Consider the following 22,658-nt stretch of genomic DNA (forward strand, 5'->3'; position numbering starts at 1 on the left):
GATATCTGGCAATGGTCGGTGCCAACTGCGCGCAGGCGCCATAATTGGGCGAAATTTGCGTCTTTTAGGCGCTGTTGCGTGCCATTTCCTGCTGATGCAGATGGCTGTGCCGGCGCCCGTAGGCGAAGTAGATCACCAGTCCGATCACCGTCCACAACACCATCAGCCCCCAGTTGTACCAGGCCATGGTGGCGAGCAGGGCGGCGCAGCTGAGGATGCCCAGGGAGCAGATCAGCGGCGCCCACGGCACCCGGAACGTGCGCGGCAGTTCCGGCCGTGTTTTGCGCAGGATCCACACCCCGGCGCAGACCGCCATGAAGGCGATCAGGGTGCCCATCGAAACCAGGTCGCCCAGCACGTCCAGCGGGAAGATGGCTGCCAGCAACGCGATGCCGGCGCCCGTGATCAGCGTGTTCAGGTGCGGCGTGCGATAGCGCGGATGGATGCGCGTGAACACCTTCGGCAGCATGCCGTCGCGACCCATGATCATGAAGATGCGCGGTTGGGCGATGATCATCACCAGCACCACCGATGCCAGCCCCAGCATCGCGCCCACTTCCACCAGCCAGCGCAGCCAGCCCAGCGCGGGATGCCCCTGCAATGCGGTCACCACCGGCTCGTTGGTGCCCAGCAGCGTGTAGGAACTGAGCCCGGTCATCACCGCGGCCATGGCGATATACAGCACCGTGCAGATGGCCAGCGAAGCGAGGATGCCGATCGGCAGGTCGCGCTGCGGGTTGCGCGATTCCTGCGCCGCCACCGACGTGGCCTCGAAGCCGATGTAGGCGAAAAACACCATCGCCGCACCGCGCAAAACGCCGCCCCAGCCGTACTTGTAGTGGCCTTGCGATTCGGGGATGAAGGGGTGCCAGTTGGACGGGTCGACATAGCGCCAGCCCACCACGATCACCAGCGCGATCAGGCCGACTTTCAATACCACCATGGCCGCGTTGGCGAGGCTCGATTCGCGGATGCCGACGTAGCAGAGCCAGGTCAGCAACAGCACCAGCACCACCGCGGGCAGGTTGAACAGCGCGCCGGTGGCGATCAGTTGATGATCGGCGGTGAATGCCAGCGGTGCGTTGGTCAGCGCGGCCGGCAGGCTCAAGTCCATGTTGAAGGTGTGGCCGATATGGTCGAGCAGGCTCAGGAAATAACCCGTCCAGCTCACCGCCACCGCCGAGGCGGATACGCCGTATTCCAGCACCAGGTTCCAGCCGATGAACCACGCCACCAATTCGCCCAGGGTGGCGTACGCATAGGAATAGGCGCTGCCGGAAACCGGGATCAGAGTGGCGAATTCGGCGTAGCACAGCGCGGTGAACGTGCTGCAGATGGCTGCCAGCAGGAACGACAGGATCACCGCCGGGCCCGCGTGATCGGCGGCCGCCTGGCCCGTGATGACGAAGATGCCGCCACCGATCACCGCGCCGATGCCCAGCGCCGTCAACCCCATCGGGCCCAGCGTGCGGCGCAGGGTGGGGCCGTTGGCGTCGTCGGCATCGCTGAAATCGGTCTTGCGGGCGAGCAACTGTTTGAGCATGGCAACTTGTCGTCGGGAGCGGATGGTTGTTGCGCCGCGTGCGCGACACGTCGTGTGTGAGCGGCCGGCGTGGTGCCGGCCGCCGCGTCTCAGCGCGCGCCCTGGCGCAGTTTGCTGTGGCGGTAGCCGTAGAAGCCGTAGATCAGGAAGCCGATCACGATCCAGCTCACCAGCAGCGGCCAGCGCACTTCAAACGCCTGCCAGAACAGGAACAGGCAAGCAACCGCACCCAGCGGGCAGACCAGCCACGGCAGCGGCACGCGGAATGCGCGCGGCAGCTCCGGCCGCGTGCGGCGCAGCACCAGCACGCCGATGCAGACGGTGGCGAACGCCAGCAAGGTACCCATCGACACCAGGTCACCCAGCACATCTACCGGGAACAGGCCGGCCAGGATGCTGGCGATCACGCCCACCATGATCGTGCCCACGTACGGGGTGCGGTGTTTTGTGTGCAGACGGCCCAGCGCCTGCGGCAGCAAACCGTCGCGCGACATCGAATAGAAGATGCGCGGCTGGCCCATCAGCATCACCAGGATCACCGAGCTCAGGCCGGCCAGCGCCGCGAACACCACCAGGATCTTCAACGCGCCCAGGATGTAGCTGGAGGGGCTGCCGGCGGCCACGGTGCCGAGTACATAGTTGATCGCGGTGGCAACCGGTTCGGGCGTGTTGAGCATGCGGAACGGCGTGGTGCCGGTCATCACCGCGGCCATCGCCACGTACAGCACGGTGCACAGCAGCAGCGAGCCGAGGATGCCGATCGGCATGTCGCGCTGCGGGTTCTTCGCCTCGCCGGCGGCGGTGGAGACCGCGTCGAAACCGATATAGGCGAAGAACACCAGCGTGGCGCCGCGGTAGATGCCGCTCCAGCCGAACTTGGAGCCGCCCTCGTTCTCGGGGATGAACGGATGCCACAGATCGGGGTTGATGTAGTTGAACATCACGATCAGGAACAGCAGGATCACCGACACCTTGATCGCCACGATGATTGCGTTGACCGTCGCCGACTGCGTGATGCCCATGTAGCAAAGCCAGCTGATCGCGCCCACGATGATGATGGCCGGCAGATTGATCAGCGCGCCGGTGGTGACCAGCGCGTGGCCGCCTTCGGCAAACGTGAGTGGGGCCGAGGACAGCGCCGCCGGCAAGGTGAAATTCAGGCCGGTCATCGTGCTGAGCATGCGCAGCAGTTCGCCGAAGTAGCCCGACCACGCCACGGCCACGGTGGATGCCGCGAACAGGTATTCCAGCACCAGCGCCCAGCCGACGAACCAGGCGACCACTTCGCCCAGGGTGGCGTAGGAATAGGAGTAGGCGCTGCCGGAAACCGGCAGCATCGCGGCGAACTCCGCGTAGCACATGCCGGCCAAGCCGCAGGCCACGGCGGCGATCAGGAAGCTGAGGATCAGCGCGGGGCCGGCGAACTGCGCCGCCGCCGTGCCGGTGATGGCGAAGATGCCCGCGCCGATGACGGCACCCACGCCGAGCATCACCAGGTGTCGCGCCGTCAGGACGCGTTTGAGTGTGACCTCGCCTTCGGCGCTACCCTCCACCGGCTCGCCCGCGTCCACATGGGGCATGGCCTTGATGGGATGGGTGGCAAAAAGATTTTTGATCATCAAACGCCCCTTGGCATGAGTGCGTCCGCTAGTGCGCTGCAGCAGTGCGCGACGCGGGTGCGGAGATGCGAATAGTGGGCCAACATAGCCGAGCGTTGGGGGTTGTACAAGCTGGATTCAGGCCCTGCGAAGGCTTGCTGCAGCGCACTTTCATGAACCGGACGGATGACGATGCAGGCACCACAAAACTTTCTGATCGAGTCGCTGCGTCGCTACCGTGACTTATGGCAGGGGGAGGAAAAAACCGTCGCGCAATTCGAGAATTTCCTGCAAAGCCACCCCGATATCTTCCAGCGGAGCCACGCCGTGGCGCACTTCACCGGCTCGGCATGGCTGGTCAGCGGCGACGGCGAACGGGTATTGCTGATGCATCACCGCAAACTCGATCGCTGGCTGCAGCCCGGCGGCCATGCCGATGGCGATTCCGACCTGGCGGGGGTGGCGTTACGTGAGGCGCAGGAGGAAACCGGCGTGCCGGGTTTGCGCGTCGAAGGCGACATCTTCGATATCGACCGTCATCGCATTCCACTGCGCGGAGCCGAGCCGGAGCATTGGCACTACGACGTTCGCTACGTGGTGCGGGCCGGGGGCGACGAACGCTTCGTGGTCAACAGCGAATCACGCGCGCTGGCATGGCGGCCGGTGGTGGAGGTGGCTGCCGACAAAAGCCTCGATACATCGCTGCGCCGCATGGCGCGCAAATGGCTGGCGCGACAAGAAAGCCCGTAGGAGCGACTTCAGTCGCGATGCTCTTGAATTCCATGAGCCTCAAAGAAGAAGCATCGCGACTGAAGTCGCTCCCACATATCGGTCTACGAATACTTCGCCGGCGCCGGATTGAGGTGTCCGCAAGCAGTACATGTGCGCGCCTCGACCGAGCCGTAGAAGCGGTCGAACACCGGCGGGAAATCATGCTCGATGCTGTCGAGCACGAAGTACTCCTCGAACAAGGTGTGGTTGCAGCGCTCGCAGAACCACAGCAGGCCGTCCTTTTCGCCGGCCAGGCGCCGCCGCTCGATCACCAGGCCGATCGATCCGGGCAACCGCTGCGGTGAATGGGGTACGCGCGGCGGCAGGTAGAAGACTTCGCCGGCGCGGATCGGTATGTCGCGCGGTTGGCCGTCGTCCTGAACCTTCAGGATCATCTCGCCTTCCAGTTGATGGAAGAACTCCGGGCCTTCGTCGTAGTGGTAGTCGGTGCGTGCGTTGGGGCCGGCCACGATCATGATGATGAAATCACCATCGACGATGCATTTGTTGCCCACCGGCGGTTTCAGCAGGTGGCGGTTGTCGTCGATCCAGCGTTGCAGGTTGAGTGGTGGTAGCAGGGCCATGCGAAGTTTCCCGAAGAATGAGGTCAGCGCCGAATGCCACTTGCCTGATGGCCATCCGGCTCCCAGGCCGTTCGCGCTGAGCGTAGTCCGCGCAGCGGGCGGAGTCGAAGCGACGCTCGGCTGGGGAGGTCCAGGCGGCATGTCCTTCGACTCCGGCCTTTGGCCTACGCTCAGGATGAACGGATCTTTTTAGGTAAATCCGATGGCGGGTCAAAGACACGTGCGTCGGCCAGGTATCACGCGTCTAGCCAGCGCCCGCTTTGAATGACCTGCTCCAGCCGTGCCTGCTCACCGGCCACGTCGAAGCCTTCGCTGGCGAGCCAGTCGTCGTTGTAATACGTCTTGCGATAACGCTCGCCGCCGTCGCAGATCAGCGTCACCACCGGCCCCTTTTCACCGCTGGCGCGCAGCTCGCACATCAGTTGCAGGGCGCCGACCAGGTTGGTTCCGGTGGAACCGCCGCAGCGGCGACCCATCAACCGCTCCAGCACGCGCAACGCTGCCATGCTGGAATTGTCGGGCACGCGAATCATGCGGTCGATCACGCCACGGATGAACGATGGCTCCACCCGCGGCCGGCCGATGCCTTCGATGCGCGAGCCGCAATCCAGCCGCAGCGAGGCGTCGCCGCTGTTGAAGTAATCCATGAACACGGAGTTTTCCGGGTCCACCACCGCCAGCTGGGTGCCGTCGCTGCGGGCGGCACCGTAGCGGATGTAGCGGCCGATGGTGGCCGAGGTGCCGCCGGTGCCGGCGGAAACCACGATCCAGCGCGGCACCGGATCGAATTCGCGCTCCATCTGCCGGAAGATCGACTCGGCGATGTTGTTGTTGCCGCGCCAGTCGGTGGCGCGCTCGGCGAAGGTGAACTGGTCCATGTAGAAGCCGTCGGACTCGCGCGCCAGTTGCTCGGCGGCACCGTAGACGTCGGTGCCGTCGATGAGGTGGCTGCGCCCGCCGAAGTGCTCGATCTGGGCGATCTTGTCGCACGAGGTGCGCCGTGGCATCGCGGCGATGAAGGGCAGGCCGAGCAGGCGCGCGAAGTAGGCTTCGGAGATCGCGGTGCTGCCGCTGGAGGCTTCGATCACCGGCTGGTCTTCATGCAGCCAGCCATTGCAGATTGCGTACAGGAACAGCGAGCGCGCCAGCCGGTGCTTCAGGCTGCCGGTGGGATGCGCCGATTCATCCTTCAAATACAGCGGAATGCCGGGAAACGCGGGCAGATCCAGCCGGATCAGGTGCGTGTCGGCCGAACGTGCCGCCTCGGCGGCGAGGATCTCGATGGAGCGGCGGGTCCAGCTGGGCATGGTGCGATGGCCTGCGGTTCGTGTTGTGTCTTGGCGGCGCGGCCTTTGGACTTCGCTGCGCTCAGGAAGAACGGCTCGAGATATGCGTCATCCCCAGGCCGTTCTCCCTGAGCGTAGCGCAGCGAAGTCGAAGGGCAACCTGACGCCGGTCAAACCTCAAGCGTCGCCAGGTCGCCTTTTTCTTCCAGCCACGCCTTGCGATCGCTGGCGCGCTTCTTCGCCAGCAGCAGATCCATCACGCGGGCGGTGCCGTCTTCCTCGCCGGTGGTCAGCTGCACCAGCCGGCGGGTGTCGGGGTGGATGGTGGACTCGCGCAATTGCGGCGGGTTCATTTCGCCCAGACCCTTGAAGCGGGTGGTGCTGACGGCGCCCTTCATCTTCTCGCGCTCGATCCGCTGCAGCATCGCCGCCTTCTCGCCCTCGTCCAGGCAATAGAACACCTGCTTGCCCACGTCGACGCGGAACAGCGGCGGCATCGCCACGAATACGTGGCCTTCGCTGACCAGCTTGGGGAAGTGCTTGAGGAACAGTGCCGACAGCAGCGTGGCGATGTGCAGGCCGTCGGAATCGGCGTCGGCCAGGATGATCACCTTGCCATAGCGCAGGCCGCTCAGATCGTCCTTGCCCGGATCACAGCCGATGGCCACGGCGAGGTTGTGTACTTCCTCCGACGCCAGCACCTGGGTGGATTCCACTTCCCAGGTGTTGAGGATCTTGCCGCGCAGCGGCAGGATCGCCTGGAACTCCTTGTCGCGCGCCTGCTTGGCGCTGCCGCCGGCCGAATCGCCCTCGACCAGGAACAGTTCGGTGCGGCTGAGGTCGGTGGCGGTGCAGTCGGCCAGCTTGCCGGGCAGGGCGGGGCCCTGGGTGATCTTCTTGCGCACCACCTGCTTGGAGGCTTTCAGGCGGGCGCTGGCCCGTTCGATCGCCAGGTGGGCGATGCGTTCGCCCACCTCGGTATGCTGGTTGAGCCAGATGCTGAAGGCGTCGTGGATGATGTTCTCGACCATGCCGGCGGCCTGACGCGAGGACAGCCGCTCCTTGGTCTGGCCGGCAAACTGCGGGTCCTGCAGCCGTGCCGACAGCACGAAGGACAGCCGTTCCCACACATCTTCCGGCGCCAGCTTCACACCGCGCGGCAGCAGGTTGCGGATGTCGCAGAACTCGCGGATGGCCACGGTGAGGCCGCTGCGCAGGCCATTGACGTGGGTGCCGCCCTGGGCAGTGGGGATCAGGTTGACGTAGCTCTCCTGCACCAGCTCGCCTTCGGGCAGCCACGCCAACGCCACGTCCAGGCCTTCGGTGTTGCGCGCCACGTGATGCACGAACAACTCCGCCGGCATCGCTTCGGCGCCATCGAGCTCGCTGCTGAGGTAATCGCGCAGGCCATCTTCGTAGAACCACTCGATGACTTCGCCGCTGGCTGCATCGGTGAGCTTTACGTTGAGCCCGGCGCACAACACGGCCTTGGCGCGCAGCAGGTGTTTCAGCTTGGGCAGCGAGATCTTCGGCGAGTCGAAGTATTTGGGGTCGGCCCAGAAGCGCAGCGTGGTGCCGGTGCGCTTTTTCGGCACCGTGCCCAGCAGTTCCAGTTCGCTGGCGCGGTCGCCATTCTCGAACGCCATGCGCTGCTCGTTGCCGTCGCGGCGGATGGTGACCTCCACCCGCGTGGACAGCGCGTTCACCACCGACACGCCCACGCCATGCAGGCCGCCGGAGAAGCTGTAGTTGTCGCCGGAGAACTTGCCGCCCGCGTGCAACCGGGTGAGGATCAGCTCGACGCCGGGAATGCCTTCGTCAGGATGGATATCCACCGGCATGCCGCGGCCGTCATCGCTCACTTCCACCGAGCCGTCGGCGTGCAGGGTCACCTCGATATGGCTGGCGTGGCCGGCCAGCGCCTCGTCCACCGAGTTGTCCACCACTTCCTGCACCAGGTGGTTGGGTCGGCTGGTGTCGGTGTACATGCCGGGCCGGCGCTTGACCGGATCCAGGCCGGAGAGGACTTCAATATCGGCGGCGTCGTAACGATTGCTCATGGGGCGATGACTGTGAAAGGTAACGGGGCAGGATGGGCGGCAGGGGCGGGCGGGTCAAGGGCGGGAGCGGGAGTGTGTGTCGCCACCTCCCGCCGTTCGCCACTCATTTCAGGATTTCACCCCAACGGCTCGCAATGTTGATGGAGCCAGGCCAGGTCGGAGCCATCCAGCAGCGGACTCAGGGCGGCGCGCACGGTGGCGTGGTAATCGTCCAGCCACGCGCGTTCATCGGGACTGAGCAGGGCCGGTTCCAGTGCGTGGCGGTCGAAGGGGCACAGCGTCAAGGTCTCGAACGCCAGGAATTCGCCGAACTCGGTCTGGTCGGCGGCGATTACCACCGCCAGGTTTTCGTGGCGGATGCCGTGGCGACCGGGCTTGTACAGGCCCGGTTCGATCGAGCTGATCATGCCCGGCTCCAGCGGCACCAGAGCGCCACCGACCGAGGGTGGCCGGATGCCGTGCGGGCCTTCGTGCACGTTGAGGAAATAGCCCACGCCGTGGCCGGTGCCGTGGCCGTAATCCATGCCGCTGGCCCACAGCGGCGCGCGTGCCAGCGCATCCAGTTGCGGGCCGCTGGCGCCCTTGGGGAAGCGGGCGCGCGACAGCGCGATCATGCCCTTCATCACCAGGGTGGCATCGCGTCGTTGTTCGGCTGTGGTCTCGCCCAGCGCCAGTACGCGGGTGATGTCGGTGGTGCCGCCCAGGTATTGGCCACCCGAGTCGACCAGCAGCAGACCCTTCGCCTGCAGCTTGCTGTGCGCTTCGGGCGTGGCGCGGTAATGCGGTAACGCGCCGTTGGCCAGGTAGCCGGCGATGGTGGCGAAGCTTTCGCCGATCCAGCCCGGTTGCGCCGAACGCTGCCGGTGCAGCAGCGTGTCGACGTCCAGTTCGGTGAGCGATTCGCCAGCGGCCAGCCGCTCCTCCAGTTCGCGAAACGCGCGAACCAGCGCCACGCCGTCATGGCGCATCACCTCGCGGATATGGTCCAGCTCGGTCGCGGTCTTGATGGCCTTGAACGCCGTGCTGGGGTTGGCCGCCTCGATGCGTGCCGCATGCGCCGGGATCGCGGCGGCGATGGCGCTGACCACGCGGCCGCTGTCCAGCAGCAGTTTGTCGTCGGCCGCCAAGTCGCCCAAGGCATGGGTGATGGTTGCGTAAGGGGCGACATCGATGCCGTCGGCGGCCAGTTCGGCAACCAGCGCATCGTGGAGCTTGGCCCGATCGACGAACAGCACGACGCGACCTTCGGCCGCGACCAGCAGGTGCGCCAGGAACACCGGATTGCACTCGACATCGCTGCCGCGCAGGTTGGTCAGCCAGGCGATGTCGTCCAGGCTGGAAAGCAGGTGGTGGCTGGCGCCCTGCGCGCGTATCGCCTCGCGCAGCCGCGCCAGCTTGTCGGTGCGCGGCACGCAGGCGTAAGCGGGATCATGGGCGAACACCGGCGCCTGCGGCAGGGCGGGGCGGTCGGGCCAGATGAGGCCCGGTAGATCCAGGTCGATGCGTACGGTGGCGCCGCCGACGGCCAGCTTGCGCTCGATCTGGCGCTGGCTATTGACGGAAAGGCTGTCGCCGGCCACCGCCAGCACGTCGCCACGCTGCAATTGCTGCTGCAGCCAAGAGAGGTGGTCGGGCACGTCCGCCACGCGTTCTTTCATCAAGGCGATGCCACTGCCAGCCAGTTGCTGCTCGGCCTGCGAGAAATAGCGTGAATCCGTCCACAGCCCCGCTTTGGTCGCGGTGACCACGAGGGTGCCGGCCGAGCCATCGAAGCCGGAAAGCCAGGTGCGCGCCTGCCAATGCGCGGGCAGATATTCGGACAGGTGCGGGTCGGCGCTGGGGACGAGCACGGCGGCAATGCCGCGTTGCTGCATGGCGGTGCGCAAGGCGGCCAGGCGGGTCGGGACAGGTGGGTTCATCCATCAATGTTAGCAGCCGACCCATGTTGCTTTGGGCTGATTTGCCGCATGCCGCACGCACCATGGCGCGGCATTTTTCGGTGCCAGCTGAATCTTTCGCCAGTAATTTGCGTTGATCCCTCGCGGCTGGACGCCGATGCCGCTAAAATGCCGATTTCCAGCACGGCTGAATTTCATGACCCCCCTGATCTTCGTCACCGGCGGTGTAGTGTCCTCGCTTGGCAAGGGCATCGCGGCGGCGTCACTCGCGTCCATTCTTGAGGCTCGCGGGCTCTCGGTCACCATGATGAAGCTCGACCCCTATATCAATGTCGATCCGGGCACGATGAGCCCGTTTCAGCACGGCGAGGTCTATGTGACCGACGACGGTGCCGAGACCGACCTTGACCTGGGGCACTACGAGCGCTTCATGCGTACCCGCCTCACCGGCAAGAACTCCATCACCACCGGCAAAATCTACGAAAGCGTGATCCGCAAGGAGCGTCGCGGCGATTACCTGGGCGCCACCGTGCAGGTGATCCCGCACATCACCGACGAGATCAAGCACTGCATCCACGAGGCGACGCGCGGTTTCGACGTGGCGCTGGTGGAGATCGGCGGCACCGTGGGCGACATCGAGTCGTTGCCGTTCCTTGAGGCCATTCGCCAGCTGCGCGTGGAGCAGGGCCCGGAGAAAGTGGTGTTCATGCACCTCACCCTGGTGCCGTTCATCAAGGCGGCCGGCGAGATCAAGACCAAGCCGACCCAGCATTCGGTGAAGGAGTTGCGCTCGATCGGTATCCAGCCGGACATCCTGCTGTGCCGCTGCGAGGACGCCCTGCCGGAGGCCGAGCGCCGCAAGATCGCGCTGTTCACCAACGTGCCCGAGTCCGCCGTGATCAGCGCGCCGGATGTCGACGTGATCTACAAGATGCCGCTGTGGCTGAACAGCCAGGGGCTGGACGACATCGTGGTGAAGCGGCTCGGCCTGGATGCCGACCCGGCGGACCTGTCCAGTTGGCAACGCACGGTCGACGCCGTGGAGCACCCGAAAAACGAGGTCACCATCGCCATTGTGGGCAAGTACGTGGAGCACAAGGACGCGTACAAGTCACTGGCCGAAGCGCTGCGTCATGGTGGCATCCGCCAGCAGACGCGGGTGAACCTGGACTGGATCGACTCCGAGCAGATCGAAGCCGAGGGCGCCGCCGAAGTGCTGGGCAGGGTCGACGCGATCCTGGTGCCCGGCGGCTTCGGCAAGCGCGGCTTTGAAGGCAAGGTGTTGACGGCCAAATACGCGCGTGAAAACCGCGTGCCGTACTTCGGCATCTGCTACGGCATGCACGCGGCGGTGGTGGATTTCGCCCGCAACGTGGCGGGCCTGGCCGACGCCGACTCCAGCGAGAACGACCGCAACACCGCCAACCCGGTGATCGGCCTGATCACCGAATGGACCACCGCCAGCGGCGAAGTCGAGCAGCGCAGCGACCGCTCCGACCTGGGCGGCACCATGCGCCTGGGCGCGCAGGAATGCCGGCTCAAGGCGGGCACGCTGGCGCGCCAGCTCTATGGCCAGGAGGTGGTGCGCGAGCGCCATCGCCATCGCTACGAATTCAACAACCGCTATCGCCAGTCGTTCGAGGATCAGGGCCTGGTGATTTCCGGCAAGTCGATGGATGACCTGCTGGTGGAAGTGGTGGAATTGCCGCCGCAGAAGCATCCGTGGTTCCTGGCTTGCCAGGCGCACCCGGAATTCACCTCCACACCGCGCGACGGCCATCCGCTGTTCAGCGATTTCGTCCGCGCGGCCGCCGAATACAAGGCCGTGCGCGAGGGCGAGCCGCTGGCCGTGCAGGCCAGCGCATGACGCGGTCTTGCCTATTGATCGGGAAATACGTCCTATGAAGCTTTGCGGATTCGATATCGGGCTGGATCAGCCGCTGTTCCTGATCGCCGGCCCCTGTGTGGTGGAGTCCGAGCAATTGCAGCTGGACACCGCCGGCACGCTGAAGGAAATCACCAGCGGGCTCGGCATCCACTTCATCTTCAAATCCAGCTTCGACAAGGCGAACCGCTCCTCGGGCGAAAGCTTCCGTGGGCCGGGACTGGAAGAGGGCCTGCGCATCCTGGGCGAAGTGAAGCGCCAGATCGGCGTGCCGGTGCTCACCGACGTGCACGAGTACACCCCGATGGATGAAGTGGCCTCGGTGGTCGACGTGTTGCAGACACCGGCCTTCCTGTGCCGGCAGACCGACTTCATCCAGAAGGTGGCACGCGCCGGCAAGCCGGTGAACATCAAGAAGGGCCAGTTCCTGGCCCCCTGGGACATGAAGCACGTGGTGGCCAAGGCCAAGGCCGCCGGCAATGACAACATCATGGTCTGCGAGCGCGGCGCCAGCTTCGGCTACAACAACCTCGTTTCCGACATGCGCTCGCTCAGCGCGATGCGCGACACCGGTTGCCCGGTGGTGTTCGATGCCACCCATTCGGTGCAGTTGCCGGGCGGGCAGGGCACCACCTCCGGCGGTCAGCGCGAATTTGTGCCGGTGCTGGCGCGCGCCGCCGTGGCGGTGGGCGTGGCCGGGCTGTTTGCCGAGACCCACCCCGACCCCAGCAAGGCGCTGAGCGATGGCCCCAACGCATGGCCGCTGGACAAGATGAAGGCGCTGCTGGAAACCCTGCTGGAACTCGACGCCGTCACCAAGCGCCACGGTTTCCTGGAACAGACAGTGTAGGAGCGCACCGAAGTGCGCGATCGCTCTTCGTTCAATAACGAAAAGCATCGCGCACAGGGTGCGCTCCTACACGCAATACGTATCCACCTTCCTATTTTCCCTCCAACTGGACTGACATGAGCACACTGATCACCCGCATCCACGCCCGTGAAATCCTCGACTCGCGTGGCAACCCCACGCTGGAAGCCGAAGTAACGCTCGCCGATGGCGCCTTCGGTCGCGCCGCAGTACCCAGCGGCGCCTCGACCGGTTCGCGCGAGGCCGTTGAGCTGCGCGATGGCGACAAGTCGCGCTACGGCGGCAAGGGCGTGAAGAACGCGGTGGCCAACGTCAACGGCGGCATCGCCGACACGCTGAAGGGTTTCGATGCGGCGGACCAGAAGGGCCTGGATGCGAAGCTGATCGCACTGGACGGCACGCCCAACAAGGGCAAGCTGGGTGCGAACGCGCTGCTCGGTGTTTCGATGGCCGCGGCGCATGCGGTGGCCGCATCGCGCGGCGAGCCGCTGTGGAAGTACCTGTCCAAGGACGGCAAGCCCGGTGCCCTGCCGGTGCCGATGATGAACATCATCAACGGCGGCGAGCACGCGGACAACAACATCGACGTGCAGGAATTCATGGTGCTGCCGGTGGGCCTGCCCAGCTTCGCCGAGGCGCTGCGCGCCGGCGCCGAGATCTTCCACGCGCTGAAGAGCGTGCTGAAGGGCAAGGGCCTCAACACCGCCGTCGGCGACGAGGGTGGCTTCGCACCCAACCTGCGCTCCAACATCGAAGCGCTCGACACCATTCTCGAAGCGGTCAACAAGACCGGCTACAAGGTGGGCAGCGAAATCCTGCTGGGCTTGGATGCGGCCAGCTCGGAGTTCTACAAGGACGGCAAGTACGACCTGGCCGGCGAAGGCAAGAAGTACAGCTCGGCCGAGTTCGTCGATCTGCTGGCCGGCTGGGCCAAGCAGTACCCGATCATCACCATCGAGGACGGCATGGCCGAAGGCGACTGGGATGGCTGGAAGCTGCTGACCGACCGGATCGGCGACTCCGTGCAGGTGGTGGGCGACGACTTGTTCGTGACCAATCCGACGATTTTCCGGGAAGGCATCGAGAAGAAGATCGCCAACTCGATCCTGATCAAGGTAAACCAGATCGGTACCCTGTCCGAAACCCTGGAAGCGATCGCGATGGCCGATGCGGCGAAGTACTCCGCCGTGATCTCGCACCGCTCCGGCGAAACCGAGGACACCACCATCGCCGACATCGCGGTGGCCACCACGGCCACCCAGATCAAGACCGGTTCGCTGTGCCGCAGCGATCGCGTGGCCAAGTACAACCAGTTGCTGCGCATCGAGGAAGCCCTGGGCAGCGCCGCGCGCTATGCCGGTCGCAACGCGTTCCCCAACCTGACGCGCCTGCCCGGTTGACGGGAGCCACGACATCCCATGCTGCGCTGGGTTGCCCTGATCCTGATCGTCACGCTTGTCGGGCTGCAGCTGAAACTGTGGTCCGGCAGCGGTGGCTTGCGCGAGGTGGACACCTTGCGTGTTTCGTTGAAGAAGCAGACTGACGAAAACGCACGGCTGCTCCAGCGCAACCAGGCGCTGGCAGCCGACGTGCTCGATCTGAAGCATGGCGAGCAGGCGGTCGAGGCGCGTGCGCGCAACGAGTTGGGCCTGATCAAACCTGGCGAGACGTTCTATCAGGTGGACGAGAGGCCGGCCACGGCGGCCAGCGTTTCGCTGCCGCCTCCGCCGCCCGCTGCGCCATCCGCGGGCGCGCAATGATCGGCCCGCTGTGGTGCGTGGTGCCGGCCGCCGGGCGCGGCACGCGGGTGGGTGGCAGCTGCCCCAAGCAGTACCTGCCGTTGGCCGGTCGACCGCTGATCGAACACACGCTGGAGCGTCTGGCCGCGCATCCGCAAATCGCCGGCCTGCTGGTGACGCTGGGCGCGGATGATGCGCACTGGCCGGGTATCACCGAGCTCAACGGCAAACCAGTGATGACCGCCATGGGTGGCGCCGAGCGCAGCGATTCGGTACTGGCCGGCATCGATGCGTTGCCACCCGCGGTGGGGCAGGACGATTTCGTGCTGGTGCACGATGCGGCACGTCCCTGCGTGCGCCTGGCCGACATCAGTGCGCTGATCGAGCGGGGATGTGCGAAGGATGGTGGCCTGCTGGGTGCGCCGCTGCGCGACACGTTGAAGCGCGCCGACACGGCCGGTTGCAGTGCGCAGACGGAACCGCGCGACCAGCGCTGGCGCGCGTTCACGCCACAAATGTTCCGCCGTGGTCAACTGGCGGCGGCTTTGCGGGCGGCGGCGAGAGAGGGCCGCGCCGTCAGCGACGAGGCGATGGCGATGGAGCTGGCGGGCTACGCTCCATTGCTGGTGGAAGGCGCCGAGGACAACATCAAGGTCACTACCGCGGCGGACTTTCCGCTGGCGGCGTACCTGCTTTCAAGGACCGTGACATGAATGCAATCGCGATGGAGCACTTCGCGCTTTCACCCGGCACGCCGCGATGAGGATCGGGCAGGGTTTCGACGTGCACGCATTTGGCGATGGCGACCACGTCATGCTGGGCGGCGTGCGCGTGCCGCATGAGCGCGGGCTGGTGGCGCATTCGGACGGCGACGTGGTGGTCCATGCATTGTGTGACGCGATTTTCGGCGCGCTGGCACTGGGCGACATCGGTACGCACTTTTCGCCGCGCGACGAGCGCTGGCGCGATGCCGACAGCCGCCAGTTCCTGCGCCATGCCGCGCAATTGATGAAACGGCAGGGCTACACGTTGGGTAACGCGGATGTCACCGTGATCGGCGAAGCTCCGAAAGTCGGCCCGCACGTGGCATCCATCCGTGAATGCCTCGCCGCCGACCTTGGCTGCGACATCGGCCGTATCAGCGTCAAGGCCACCACCACTGAAAAGCTCGGCTTCTGCGGCCGGGGCGAAGGGATTGCCGCGCAAGCGTGCGTCCTGCTGGAGCACGCGTGACCGAGGTAGAAGCCCGCAGCGCCGCCAGCCGGCTGCACGACCAGCTCGACGTCATCGTTGAGCTGCTGCATCGGCACGAGGCGGACGGCCGTTTGCCCGCGGACGTGCTGGTGGATCTGCGCCAGCAGCTCGACGAGCTGCATCCGGCGGACATCGCCTTCATCCTCGAATCGCTGCCGCTGGATGACCGCCTGGCGATCTGGCAACTGGTGAAGGCCGATCGCGACGGCGAGATCCTGCTGGAAGTCTCCGACGCGGTGCGTGAATCGCTGATCGCGGACATGGATCGCCACGAGATCCTGGCCGCCGCCGAGACCCTCGACGCCGACGAACTGGCCGACCTGGTCGAAGACCTGCCCACGGCGATGCTGCCGGAGCTGATGGCGGGCCTGGACGCGCAGCAGCGCGAGCAGGTGCAGTCGGCGTTGTCCTATGAGGACGACCAGCTCGGCGCGCTGATGGATTTCGAGATGGTCACCATCCGTGAGGATGTGAGCCTGGAAGTGGTGTTGCGCTACCTGCGCCGCTGGGACGAGCTGCCGGCGCAAACCGACAAACTGTTCGTGATCAACCAGGACAACCTGCTCACCGGCGTGCTGCCGCTGCACTGGCTGCTGGTCAACGCGCCCGACAAGATGGTGAGCGAGGTGATGGCGCCCGACGTCAACACCTTCCACCCGGAGAACGACGCCTACGAAGTGGCGCAGGCGTTCGAACGCTACGACCTGGTGACCGCGCCGGTGGTGGATGACAACGGCCACCTGATCGGCCGCATCACCATCGACGCGATGGTCGACGTGATCCGCGAGGAAGGCGAGAGCGAGGCGTTGAGTCGCGCCGGCCTGCGCGAGGAAGAGGACATCTTCGCCTCGGTGTGGGCCAGCTTGCGCAACCGCTGGTCGTGGCTGGCGATCAACCTGGTGACCGCATTCATCGCCTCGCGCGTGATCGGCCTGTTCGAGAATTCGATCGAACGGCTGGTGGCGCTGGCCGCGCTGATGCCGATCGTGGCCGGCATCGGCGGCAACTCCGGCAACCAGACGATCACCATGATCGTGCGCGCGCTGGCCTTGAACCAGATCACCGCCGAAAGCGCCAAACGCCTGTGGCGCAAGGAACTGACCGTGTCGCTGCTGAACGGACTGATCTGGGGCGGCGTGATCGGCGTCGTGGCGTGGTGGCTTTACGACAGCCTGTCGCTGGGCCTGGTGATGACCGCCGCGATGACGTTGAACCTGTTGCTGGCCGCGTTCGCGGGCGTCGGCATTCCCGTGCTGATGACCCGCTTCGGACGCGATCCGGCGCTGGGTTCCAGCGTGCTGATTACCGCGATGACCGACAGCGGCGGCTTCTTCATCTTTCTCGGCCTGGCCTCGATTTTCCTGATGTAACGCAGCGCCCGCTGCCTGCACCACGCACTCTGGATATTCATGTCCGAACTCCCTTACGCCTGCGGCACCCCACCCTTGACCGCGCGGCTGCGTGCCAGCCCCGAGGATTTCCAGGTGGAGGAAATCCTGGGCTATGACGCCGACGGCGCCGGCGAGCATGTCCTGCTGTGGGTGGAGAAACGCGGCGCCAACACCGACTGGGTGGCCCGCGAACTGGCCCGGTTTGCCGGAGTGGCGCCGGTCGCGGTGGGCTACGCGGGCCTGAAGGATCGCCACGCGGTCACCCGCCAGACCTTCTCCGTGCAACTGGCGGGCAAACCCGATCCGGATTGGTCGACGTTTCCGCATGCCGAGGTGAAGGTGCTGGCGGCGACGCGGCATTCGCGCAAACTCAAGCGCGGCGCCCTGCGCGGCAATCGCTTCGTGCTGGTGTTGCGCGAGGTGCAGGGTGATCGCGATGCGGCGGAACAGGTGTTGCAACAGATCGCCGTGCGTGGCGTGCCCAATTATTACGGCGAGCAGCGCTTCGGGCGCGAAGGCGGCAATCTGGCGCAGGCGCGGCAGATGTTTGCCGGACGCCGGGTCGAGCGCAGCAAGCGCTCGTTCCTGCTGTCCGCCGCGCGTTCGCAGATCTTCAACGAGGTGCTGGCGGCGCGGGTCGAACGGCAGGCGTGGGATACGCCGCTGGCGGGTGAGATCTGGTCGCTGGCCGGCTCGCGCTCGTGGTTCGGGCCTGAGCCTTTTACCGACGTGCTGGCCGAACGCCTGGCCCGCGGCGACATCCATCCCTCCGGCCCGCTGTGGGGGCAGGGCGAACCGCCGACGCAGGACGAAGCCGGCGCGCTGGAACGTGAAGTCGGTGCCGCCTACCAGGATCTGGCCGACGGCCTGACGGCCGCGCGCATGGATCAGGAGCGCCGGCCGCTGCGATTGTTGCCGCAGAATCTGAAATGGCGCTGGTTGGATGACGAAGCGCTGGAACTGGTTTTCGAGCTGCCCGCCGGCGCCTACGCCACCGTTGTGGTGCGCGAACTGGCCATTGTGTTGTAGGAGCGACTTCAGTCGCGATGCTCCTGCTCTGGAGCTCCACAGCAAGAGCATCGCGACTGAAGTCGCTCCCGCAGAAGCCGCTCCTGCAAAGGAGCTGCGGATGATGGTTTCAGCTTCCGTCTACCGCTTAAGCAAAACCACCACCGCGCCCGTCCCGCCCAGCGCCGGTCGCGCCGAGGCAAAGGCGATCACGTCGTCCCGTCGACGCAGCAGACGATCAGTGAGCGCTTTCAATACCGGGCCGGCTGCGCGCGAACGCAAACCCTTGCCGTGCACGATGCGCACGCAGCGCCAGCCTTCCCGCCGCGCCTCGGCCAGAAAATCCACGATGCTGCTCTGGGCTGCGGCGGCATTCATCTGGTGCAGGTCGATGTGGTCCTGCACGCTGAACTGGCCGCGTTTGAGTTGCCGCAGCAGCTTGGGTGAATAGCCGTCGCGCAGGTAGCTCAGTTCTTCGCCCACTTCGAGGGCGGCTGGATCGAAATCGAGCTTCAGCAGATCGCCTGCCACCGCCGCCTCGTCGGCCTCGAACATGCGTGGGTAGGGTGCCGGCTTTGCCGCCGCCGGGGGCGCGGCCACCGCTTCGAGCGGTCGCGTGTCGCCGATCGCCTCGCGAAACAGGCGGCTGTCGTCATCGCTGATCGGCGCAGGCTTGCGTTTCATGCGGCCATGGTAATGCGTCGCGCCGCGGGCCGGCGCCATGTGAATGCGAGGCCCCGCTACGGTAGACTTGAACGCTTGGAGCGCATGGCGCTGGATAAACGTTTCTGGTGGAAATTTTGCGGCCTGGCAGCTTGTCCGGCTCGCGTCTCCCACCGGTTCGGCGGCTGCAGCTCAACGGTTTCCTACGGATCAGCATGCGAGTTCTGGTAAGCAACGATGATGGCGTGGATGCACCGGGCATCCGCGTGCTGGCCGATTGCCTGGGCACGGTCGGCACCGTGACCGTGGTGGCGCCGGACCGCGACCGCTCCGGCGCCAGCAATTCGTTGACCCTCGACGCGCCGGTGCGCGTATTGCCGATGGGCGACGGCTATTACCGCGTGGCCGGCACGCCCACCGATTGCGTCCATCTGGCGCTGTCGGGGCTGTTGGATGATGAGCCCGATATCGTGGTTTCGGGCATCAACAACTCGGCCAATCTCGGCGACGACGTGATCTATTCGGGCACGGTATCGGCGGCGATGGAGGGGCGTTTCCTGGGATTGCCGGCCATCGCCGTCTCACTGGTCAGCAGCGATCACCAAGGTACCCATTACGAGTCGGCAGCGCGCGCGGTGCTGTTGCTGATGCAGCGCTTGCTGGTCGATCCGCTGCCGGCCGACACCATTCTCAACGTCAACGTGCCCGACCTGCCGTGGAAGCAGATCGCCGGTTTCGAGGTCACCCGGCTTGGCCGCCGCCATCGTTCGGCGCCGTCCGTATTGCGGGCTGATCCGCGCGGCCGCCCGATCTGGTGGATCGGGCCGGCGGGCGAGGTTGATGATGCCGGGCCGGGGACGGATTTCGATGCGGTGCGCCGTGGCTTTGTCTCGGTCACGCCCATCCATGTGGATCTGACCCGGTTCCAGGCGCTGGAGAAAGTCAGCAGCTGGATGCAGGCACTGACCGATGATCTGGCGGACGGATCCGCCACCCAACATGAGGTTGTTTGAACGGTGAATCCCTATCCTCTGCCAGCCGCGGCCTTCAAGGGCGAAGGCATGACTTCGCAGCGTGCGCGTGACCGGCTGGCCAACAGTCTGAAAGATGCCGGCATCCGTGACCCGCGCGTGATCGAAGTGATCCGCAACACGCCACGGCATCATTTCATCGACCAGGCGCTGCATGCGCGCGCCTACGAGAACACGGCGTTGCCGATCGGCCACGGCCAGACCATTTCGCAGCCGTGGGTGGTGGCGCGGATGACCGAGGCGCTGCTGGAATCGTTCGACGCCAAAGAGGGCATGCCGCGCAAGGTGCTGGAGATCGGCACCGGCTCGGGCTACCAGGCGGTGGTGCTGGCGGCGCTGGTACCGCAGTTGTTCACGGTGGAGCGGATCGAAGAGTTGCTGCGCCAGGCGCGGCGGCGCTTTCGTCAGCTCGGGCTGCCCAACGTGCGCTCGAAGCATGACGACGGCAAACTGGGCTGGGCCGACGAGGCGCCGTTCGACGCGATCATCCTCACCGCCGCAGGAGATACCGTGCCCACCCGCATCCTCGACCAACTGACCCCCACGGGAGTGCTGGTGGCGCCGGTGGGTTCGCCCAGCAGCCAAACGCTGATTCGCCTGCGTGGCGACGGGCAGGGCGACTTTATCCAGGAAGAGCTGGGCGCCGTGAGTTTCGTGCCCCTGCTTGGCGGGATCGGCTGATGCGCCTGTTCGAGAAGCTTTACGCCCGCGCGCTGGTGTGGGCGCGCGAGCCGCGCGCGATCTATTACCTTTCCGGCCTGAGCTTCGTCGAGGCGTTCATCTTCCCGATTCCGCCGGAAGTGATGCTGGCGCCGATGATGTTGGGCAAGCGCCAGCGGGCGTTCCATTTCGCGAACATCAGCCTGCTGTTCTCGCTGCTGGGTGCGCTGGTGGGCTATCTGCTGGGTCACTGGGCCTTCCACGCCCTGAAACCCGCGCTGGAGGCGCTGCATTTCCTTGCGCCGATCGAGCACGGCGTGGAGGTGTTGCGCACCCAGATGGCAACCCATCACTGGGGCATGTTCGGCGTGCTGATCCTGGCCGCGCTGCAGCCGGTGGTGCCGATGAAATTCATTACCTGGGCGTCGGGTATCGTGGGCGTGCCGATCCTGCCGTTCCTGGCGTGCATGGCGCTGGGGCGAGGCAAGCGGGTCTGGCTGCTGGCGTTGCTGATCCGTTTCTTCGGCGATCGCGCCGAACGCATTCTGCACAAGTACATCGAGTGGTTCGGCTGGGCGGCGCTGATCGTGCTTGCCGCATTGCTGGGATGGTGGTTGTTGCGTTGAACCGGCGCATCATGAAAAGGAGTGGACGGCTCGTTATGCTGATGACCATGAATCGAATGCCGCACCTGTTCTTCGTCTCGCTCGCGACGCTGGCCTTGGCCGGTTGCGGAACCATGCGCAGTTCGGTGGTGTTCGAGCCGGCCGCCGGCCAGGCCCCCACGACAGCCCCAACCGTATCGACCAAAGCTCCCGTGGCATCGACGGTTGCGCCTCCGGCCCGTACGCCCATTCCGGGTGGCACGTATGTCGTGGCGCATGGCGACACGCTGTATTCGATCGCGTTCCGCAGCGGCGTCGACTTTCGTGACCTGGCCCAATGGAACGGTGTCGCTGCGCCGTTCACCATCTGGCCGGGTCAGACATTGAAGCTGTCGCCCCCGGCAGGCGCAGGGGCCACCGCGCCGGCCACGCCATCGTCACCGCCGCCAGCTACGGCTGTGGCATCGGCACCCGTATTTCAGACGATTCCGCCCGCTACCGCCACGCCTGTGCCGGCCACGACGCCAAGTGCGGGGGCGGTTGGGGCCGGCACGGTTCAATCGGCGACGGTGGCCGCCGTACCTGTCGCCGGTGAGGCCGCGCCGCCCAGCCTGCCTCCGGCGGCTCCGCCTGCTGCCGTGGGTGCATCGCATTCGGCCGGCGGCATCACCTGGCGTTGGCCGGCATCAGGGTCGGTGATCAAGCGGTTCAAGGCCAGCGATGCGATCCCGGGCATCGAGATCGCCGGCAATTCGGGCGAACCCGTGCGCGCGGCAGCTGGCGGCGTGGTGGTCTACAGCGGCAATGGGCTGGTGGGCTATGGCGAGCTGGTGATCATCAAGCACAGCGACAGCTATCTGTCCGCCTACGGCCACAATCGCAAGCGACTGGTCAAGGAAGGTCAGCACGTCAGCGCGGGCCAGCAGATTGCCGAGATGGGTTCCACTGGCGCCAGCCGCAACGAGCTGCAGTTCCAGATCCGCAAGGACGGAAACCCGGTGGACCCGCTGAAGTATCTGCCGGCGCAATGACCGCCGGCGCCAGGCTGGTGGTCAGGAAGCCGTGGCGGCGTCACCGATGATGAACGCGGCGAGCACCCGGCGCCCTTCGCCGGCCAGCAGGTTGTACGTGCGTGCGGCCGCGGCATTGTCCATCACCTCGATACCCACGCCCTTGCGCAGAAAGCCGGCCATGAAGGCGGCGGCAGGGAAGACCTGTCGCGCCCCGGTGCCCAGCAGCACCAGCTCAGGCTGCAGCGCGAGCAAGGTCTCGACGTGAGCGGCCGCAAGCGCGCTGGCGTTCTCCACCGGCCAGTTTTCGACAACCTGATTCGGTGCCAGCAGGAAGCTGTGCTGCAGTTCCCGATCGGCCAGGGTGACGGCGCCGGCGTCCACGTGGCGCACATAAAGGTAATCGTCGGGGCGATCCAGCGAGAGATCCATCGGATCCTCCTGCGTTAACGGGGTAGGGCGATTTTGGGCTCGTCGGCGTTGCGGCGGAACAGCACCACGACGTGGCCGATCTGGTGGATCTTTTCGGCTTGCGTGCCGCCGGTCAGCACATCGATCTGCGCCTGCCGCTCGTCCTTGTCACCGCCTGACAGCTTGACCTTGACCAGCTCGTGGATATCCAGCGCCTGGTTCAGCTCCTTCACCACCGCTTCGGTGGCTCCCTTGTTGCCGAGCAGGACCACGGGGCTGAGGTCGTGCGCAAGGCTGCGCAGGTAGCGGCTCTGCGAGGATGAGAGGGGCATGCGGGGTGGCCGATTCGCGGTGGGGGAACCGCAAAGGGTATCATGCGCCCTCCTCATGCCC

At 65.8% G+C, this 22,658-nt stretch carries 22 protein-coding genes; 13 read left to right on the plus strand and 9 right to left on the minus strand.

Going from position 1 to position 22,658, the window contains the following annotated elements; genetic code table 11:
* Positions 1-64 precede the first annotated feature (64 nt).
* Positions 65-1,543: an amino acid permease gene (locus ASD22_RS02425; protein ID WP_056078464.1), complete on the minus strand. Its 1,479-nt coding sequence runs from the start codon at positions 1,541-1,543 to the stop codon at positions 65-67.
* A gap of 89 nt (positions 1,544-1,632) precedes the next feature.
* A complete protein-coding gene (locus tag ASD22_RS02430) occupies positions 1,633-3,162 on the minus strand; it encodes an amino acid permease (RefSeq protein ID WP_056078467.1) in 1,530 nt (509 codons plus the stop codon).
* 171 nt (positions 3,163-3,333) lie between these two features.
* Between ASD22_RS02430 and ASD22_RS02435 the strand changes: the two genes are divergently transcribed.
* The gene (locus ASD22_RS02435) at positions 3,334-3,891 is read left to right on the plus strand and encodes an NUDIX hydrolase (protein ID WP_056080821.1); all 558 of its coding nucleotides are present in this window, start codon (positions 3,334-3,336) and stop codon (positions 3,889-3,891) included.
* Between the two features lie 83 nt (positions 3,892-3,974).
* Here ASD22_RS02435 and ASD22_RS02440 read toward each other — a convergent pair whose 3' ends face one another.
* From ASD22_RS02440 to ASD22_RS02455, 4 genes are all read right to left on the minus strand, one after another.
* Complete coding sequence (locus ASD22_RS02440; protein WP_056078472.1) at positions 3,975-4,496, minus strand: 3-hydroxyanthranilate 3,4-dioxygenase; 522 nt, start codon at positions 4,494-4,496, stop codon at positions 3,975-3,977.
* A 236-nt stretch (positions 4,497-4,732) separates the two neighbouring features.
* Positions 4,733-5,803, minus strand: coding sequence for a PLP-dependent cysteine synthase family protein (locus ASD22_RS02445; RefSeq protein WP_056078474.1), 1,071 nt, complete (start codon positions 5,801-5,803; stop codon positions 4,733-4,735).
* A gap of 149 nt (positions 5,804-5,952) precedes the next feature.
* Complete coding sequence (parE, locus tag ASD22_RS02450; protein ID WP_056078477.1) at positions 5,953-7,842, minus strand: DNA topoisomerase IV subunit B; 1,890 nt, start codon at positions 7,840-7,842, stop codon at positions 5,953-5,955.
* A 116-nt stretch (positions 7,843-7,958) separates the two neighbouring features.
* Complete coding sequence (locus ASD22_RS02455; RefSeq protein WP_056078480.1) at positions 7,959-9,761, minus strand: aminopeptidase P family protein; 1,803 nt, start codon at positions 9,759-9,761, stop codon at positions 7,959-7,961.
* A gap of 175 nt (positions 9,762-9,936) precedes the next feature.
* Here ASD22_RS02455 and ASD22_RS02460 point away from each other — a divergent pair, with 175 nt between their 5' ends.
* From ASD22_RS02460 to truD, 8 genes are all read left to right on the plus strand, one after another.
* Positions 9,937-11,607: a CTP synthase gene (locus ASD22_RS02460; RefSeq protein ID WP_056078482.1), complete on the plus strand. Its 1,671-nt coding sequence runs from the start codon at positions 9,937-9,939 to the stop codon at positions 11,605-11,607.
* 34 nt (positions 11,608-11,641) lie between these two features.
* Positions 11,642-12,475, plus strand: coding sequence for a 3-deoxy-8-phosphooctulonate synthase (gene kdsA / locus ASD22_RS02465; RefSeq protein WP_056078485.1), 834 nt, complete (start codon positions 11,642-11,644; stop codon positions 12,473-12,475).
* Positions 12,476-12,591: 116 nt separating this feature from the next.
* Positions 12,592-13,893 carry a phosphopyruvate hydratase gene (eno, locus tag ASD22_RS02470; protein WP_056078488.1) on the plus strand — a complete coding sequence of 434 codons (1,302 nt, stop codon included), beginning with the start codon at positions 12,592-12,594 and terminating at the stop codon, positions 13,891-13,893.
* 18 nt (positions 13,894-13,911) lie between these two features.
* Positions 13,912-14,253 carry a cell division protein FtsB gene (gene ftsB, locus ASD22_RS02475; RefSeq protein WP_056078492.1) on the plus strand — a complete coding sequence of 114 codons (342 nt, stop codon included), beginning with the start codon at positions 13,912-13,914 and terminating at the stop codon, positions 14,251-14,253.
* Positions 14,250-14,945 (plus strand): 2-C-methyl-D-erythritol 4-phosphate cytidylyltransferase, encoded by a 696-nt coding sequence (gene ispD, locus ASD22_RS02480; RefSeq protein WP_056078495.1) that lies wholly within the window; start codon positions 14,250-14,252, stop codon positions 14,943-14,945. Before ftsB ends, ispD begins: the two co-directional genes overlap by 4 nt.
* A gap of 46 nt (positions 14,946-14,991) precedes the next feature.
* Positions 14,992-15,465: a 2-C-methyl-D-erythritol 2,4-cyclodiphosphate synthase gene (ispF, locus tag ASD22_RS02485; protein ID WP_056078498.1), complete on the plus strand. Its 474-nt coding sequence runs from the start codon at positions 14,992-14,994 to the stop codon at positions 15,463-15,465.
* Positions 15,462-16,856, plus strand: coding sequence for a magnesium transporter (gene mgtE / locus ASD22_RS02490; protein WP_056078500.1), 1,395 nt, complete (start codon positions 15,462-15,464; stop codon positions 16,854-16,856). The genes ispF and mgtE overlap by 4 nt, the downstream gene beginning before the upstream one ends.
* Positions 16,857-16,895: 39 nt before the next feature.
* Positions 16,896-17,906: a tRNA pseudouridine(13) synthase TruD gene (gene truD / locus ASD22_RS02495; RefSeq protein WP_056078503.1), complete on the plus strand. Its 1,011-nt coding sequence runs from the start codon at positions 16,896-16,898 to the stop codon at positions 17,904-17,906.
* A 120-nt stretch (positions 17,907-18,026) separates the two neighbouring features.
* Here truD and ASD22_RS02500 read toward each other — a convergent pair whose 3' ends face one another.
* Positions 18,027-18,569: a Smr/MutS family protein gene (locus ASD22_RS02500; protein WP_056080824.1), complete on the minus strand. Its 543-nt coding sequence runs from the start codon at positions 18,567-18,569 to the stop codon at positions 18,027-18,029.
* A gap of 194 nt (positions 18,570-18,763) precedes the next feature.
* Here ASD22_RS02500 and surE point away from each other — a divergent pair, with 194 nt between their 5' ends.
* The 4 genes from surE to ASD22_RS02520 are packed head-to-tail and all read left to right on the plus strand — an operon-like array spanning position 18,764 to position 21,875.
* Positions 18,764-19,561 (plus strand): 5'/3'-nucleotidase SurE, encoded by a 798-nt coding sequence (gene surE, locus ASD22_RS02505; protein WP_056078506.1) that lies wholly within the window; start codon positions 18,764-18,766, stop codon positions 19,559-19,561.
* A gap of 48 nt (positions 19,562-19,609) precedes the next feature.
* Complete coding sequence (locus ASD22_RS02510; protein WP_056078509.1) at positions 19,610-20,260, plus strand: protein-L-isoaspartate(D-aspartate) O-methyltransferase; 651 nt, start codon at positions 19,610-19,612, stop codon at positions 20,258-20,260.
* Positions 20,260-20,865 carry a DedA family protein gene (locus ASD22_RS02515; protein ID WP_056078512.1) on the plus strand — a complete coding sequence of 202 codons (606 nt, stop codon included), beginning with the start codon at positions 20,260-20,262 and terminating at the stop codon, positions 20,863-20,865. Before ASD22_RS02510 ends, ASD22_RS02515 begins: the two co-directional genes overlap by 1 nt.
* A 35-nt stretch (positions 20,866-20,900) precedes the next feature.
* On the plus strand, positions 20,901-21,875 hold the full coding sequence (locus ASD22_RS02520; RefSeq protein WP_056078514.1) for a peptidoglycan DD-metalloendopeptidase family protein: 975 nt from the start codon (positions 20,901-20,903) through the stop codon (positions 21,873-21,875).
* Between the two features lie 21 nt (positions 21,876-21,896).
* Here the strand turns inward: ASD22_RS02520 and ASD22_RS02525 are convergent, their stop codons facing one another.
* Complete coding sequence (locus tag ASD22_RS02525) at positions 21,897-22,286, minus strand: Mth938-like domain-containing protein (protein ID WP_056078518.1); 390 nt, start codon at positions 22,284-22,286, stop codon at positions 21,897-21,899.
* Between the two features lie 14 nt (positions 22,287-22,300).
* Complete coding sequence (gene yhbY, locus ASD22_RS02530; RefSeq protein ID WP_007082756.1) at positions 22,301-22,597, minus strand: ribosome assembly RNA-binding protein YhbY; 297 nt, start codon at positions 22,595-22,597, stop codon at positions 22,301-22,303.
* Positions 22,598-22,658: the final 61 nt, after the last annotated feature.

This window comes from Rhodanobacter sp. Root480 (assembly GCF_001426645.1).
Lineage (GTDB): Bacteria > Pseudomonadota > Gammaproteobacteria > Xanthomonadales > Rhodanobacteraceae > Rhodanobacter > Rhodanobacter ginsenosidimutans.

Bases quoted from the DNA above. Each gene is read 5' to 3' on its own strand.
- ASD22_RS02425 (WP_056078464.1), bottom strand. From the start codon at position 1,543: ATGCTCAAACAGTTGCTCGCCCGCAAGACCGATTTCAGCGATGCCGAC.
- ASD22_RS02430 (WP_056078467.1), bottom strand. From the start codon at position 3,162: ATGATCAAAAATCTTTTTGCCACCCATCCCATCAAGGCCATGCCCCAT.
- ASD22_RS02435 (WP_056080821.1), top strand. From the start codon at position 3,334: ATGCAGGCACCACAAAACTTTCTGATCGAGTCGCTGCGTCGCTACCGT.
- ASD22_RS02440 (WP_056078472.1), bottom strand. From the start codon at position 4,496: ATGGCCCTGCTACCACCACTCAACCTGCAACGCTGGATCGACGACAAC.
- ASD22_RS02445 (WP_056078474.1), bottom strand. From the start codon at position 5,803: ATGCCCAGCTGGACCCGCCGCTCCATCGAGATCCTCGCCGCCGAGGCG.
- parE (WP_056078477.1), bottom strand. From the start codon at position 7,842: ATGAGCAATCGTTACGACGCCGCCGATATTGAAGTCCTCTCCGGCCTG.
- ASD22_RS02455 (WP_056078480.1), bottom strand. From the start codon at position 9,761: ATGAACCCACCTGTCCCGACCCGCCTGGCCGCCTTGCGCACCGCCATG.
- ASD22_RS02460 (WP_056078482.1), top strand. From the start codon at position 9,937: ATGACCCCCCTGATCTTCGTCACCGGCGGTGTAGTGTCCTCGCTTGGC.
- kdsA (WP_056078485.1), top strand. From the start codon at position 11,642: ATGAAGCTTTGCGGATTCGATATCGGGCTGGATCAGCCGCTGTTCCTG.
- eno (WP_056078488.1), top strand. From the start codon at position 12,592: ATGAGCACACTGATCACCCGCATCCACGCCCGTGAAATCCTCGACTCG.
- ftsB (WP_056078492.1), top strand. From the start codon at position 13,912: ATGCTGCGCTGGGTTGCCCTGATCCTGATCGTCACGCTTGTCGGGCTG.
- ispD (WP_056078495.1), top strand. From the start codon at position 14,250: ATGATCGGCCCGCTGTGGTGCGTGGTGCCGGCCGCCGGGCGCGGCACG.
- ispF (WP_056078498.1), top strand. From the start codon at position 14,992: ATGAGGATCGGGCAGGGTTTCGACGTGCACGCATTTGGCGATGGCGAC.
- truD (WP_056078503.1), top strand. From the start codon at position 16,896: ATGTCCGAACTCCCTTACGCCTGCGGCACCCCACCCTTGACCGCGCGG.
- ASD22_RS02500 (WP_056080824.1), bottom strand. From the start codon at position 18,569: ATGAAACGCAAGCCTGCGCCGATCAGCGATGACGACAGCCGCCTGTTT.
- surE (WP_056078506.1), top strand. From the start codon at position 18,764: ATGCGAGTTCTGGTAAGCAACGATGATGGCGTGGATGCACCGGGCATC.
- ASD22_RS02510 (WP_056078509.1), top strand. From the start codon at position 19,610: ATGACTTCGCAGCGTGCGCGTGACCGGCTGGCCAACAGTCTGAAAGAT.
- ASD22_RS02515 (WP_056078512.1), top strand. From the start codon at position 20,260: ATGCGCCTGTTCGAGAAGCTTTACGCCCGCGCGCTGGTGTGGGCGCGC.
- ASD22_RS02520 (WP_056078514.1), top strand. From the start codon at position 20,901: ATGCTGATGACCATGAATCGAATGCCGCACCTGTTCTTCGTCTCGCTC.
- ASD22_RS02525 (WP_056078518.1), bottom strand. From the start codon at position 22,286: ATGGATCTCTCGCTGGATCGCCCCGACGATTACCTTTATGTGCGCCAC.
- yhbY (WP_007082756.1), bottom strand. From the start codon at position 22,597: ATGCCCCTCTCATCCTCGCAGAGCCGCTACCTGCGCAGCCTTGCGCAC.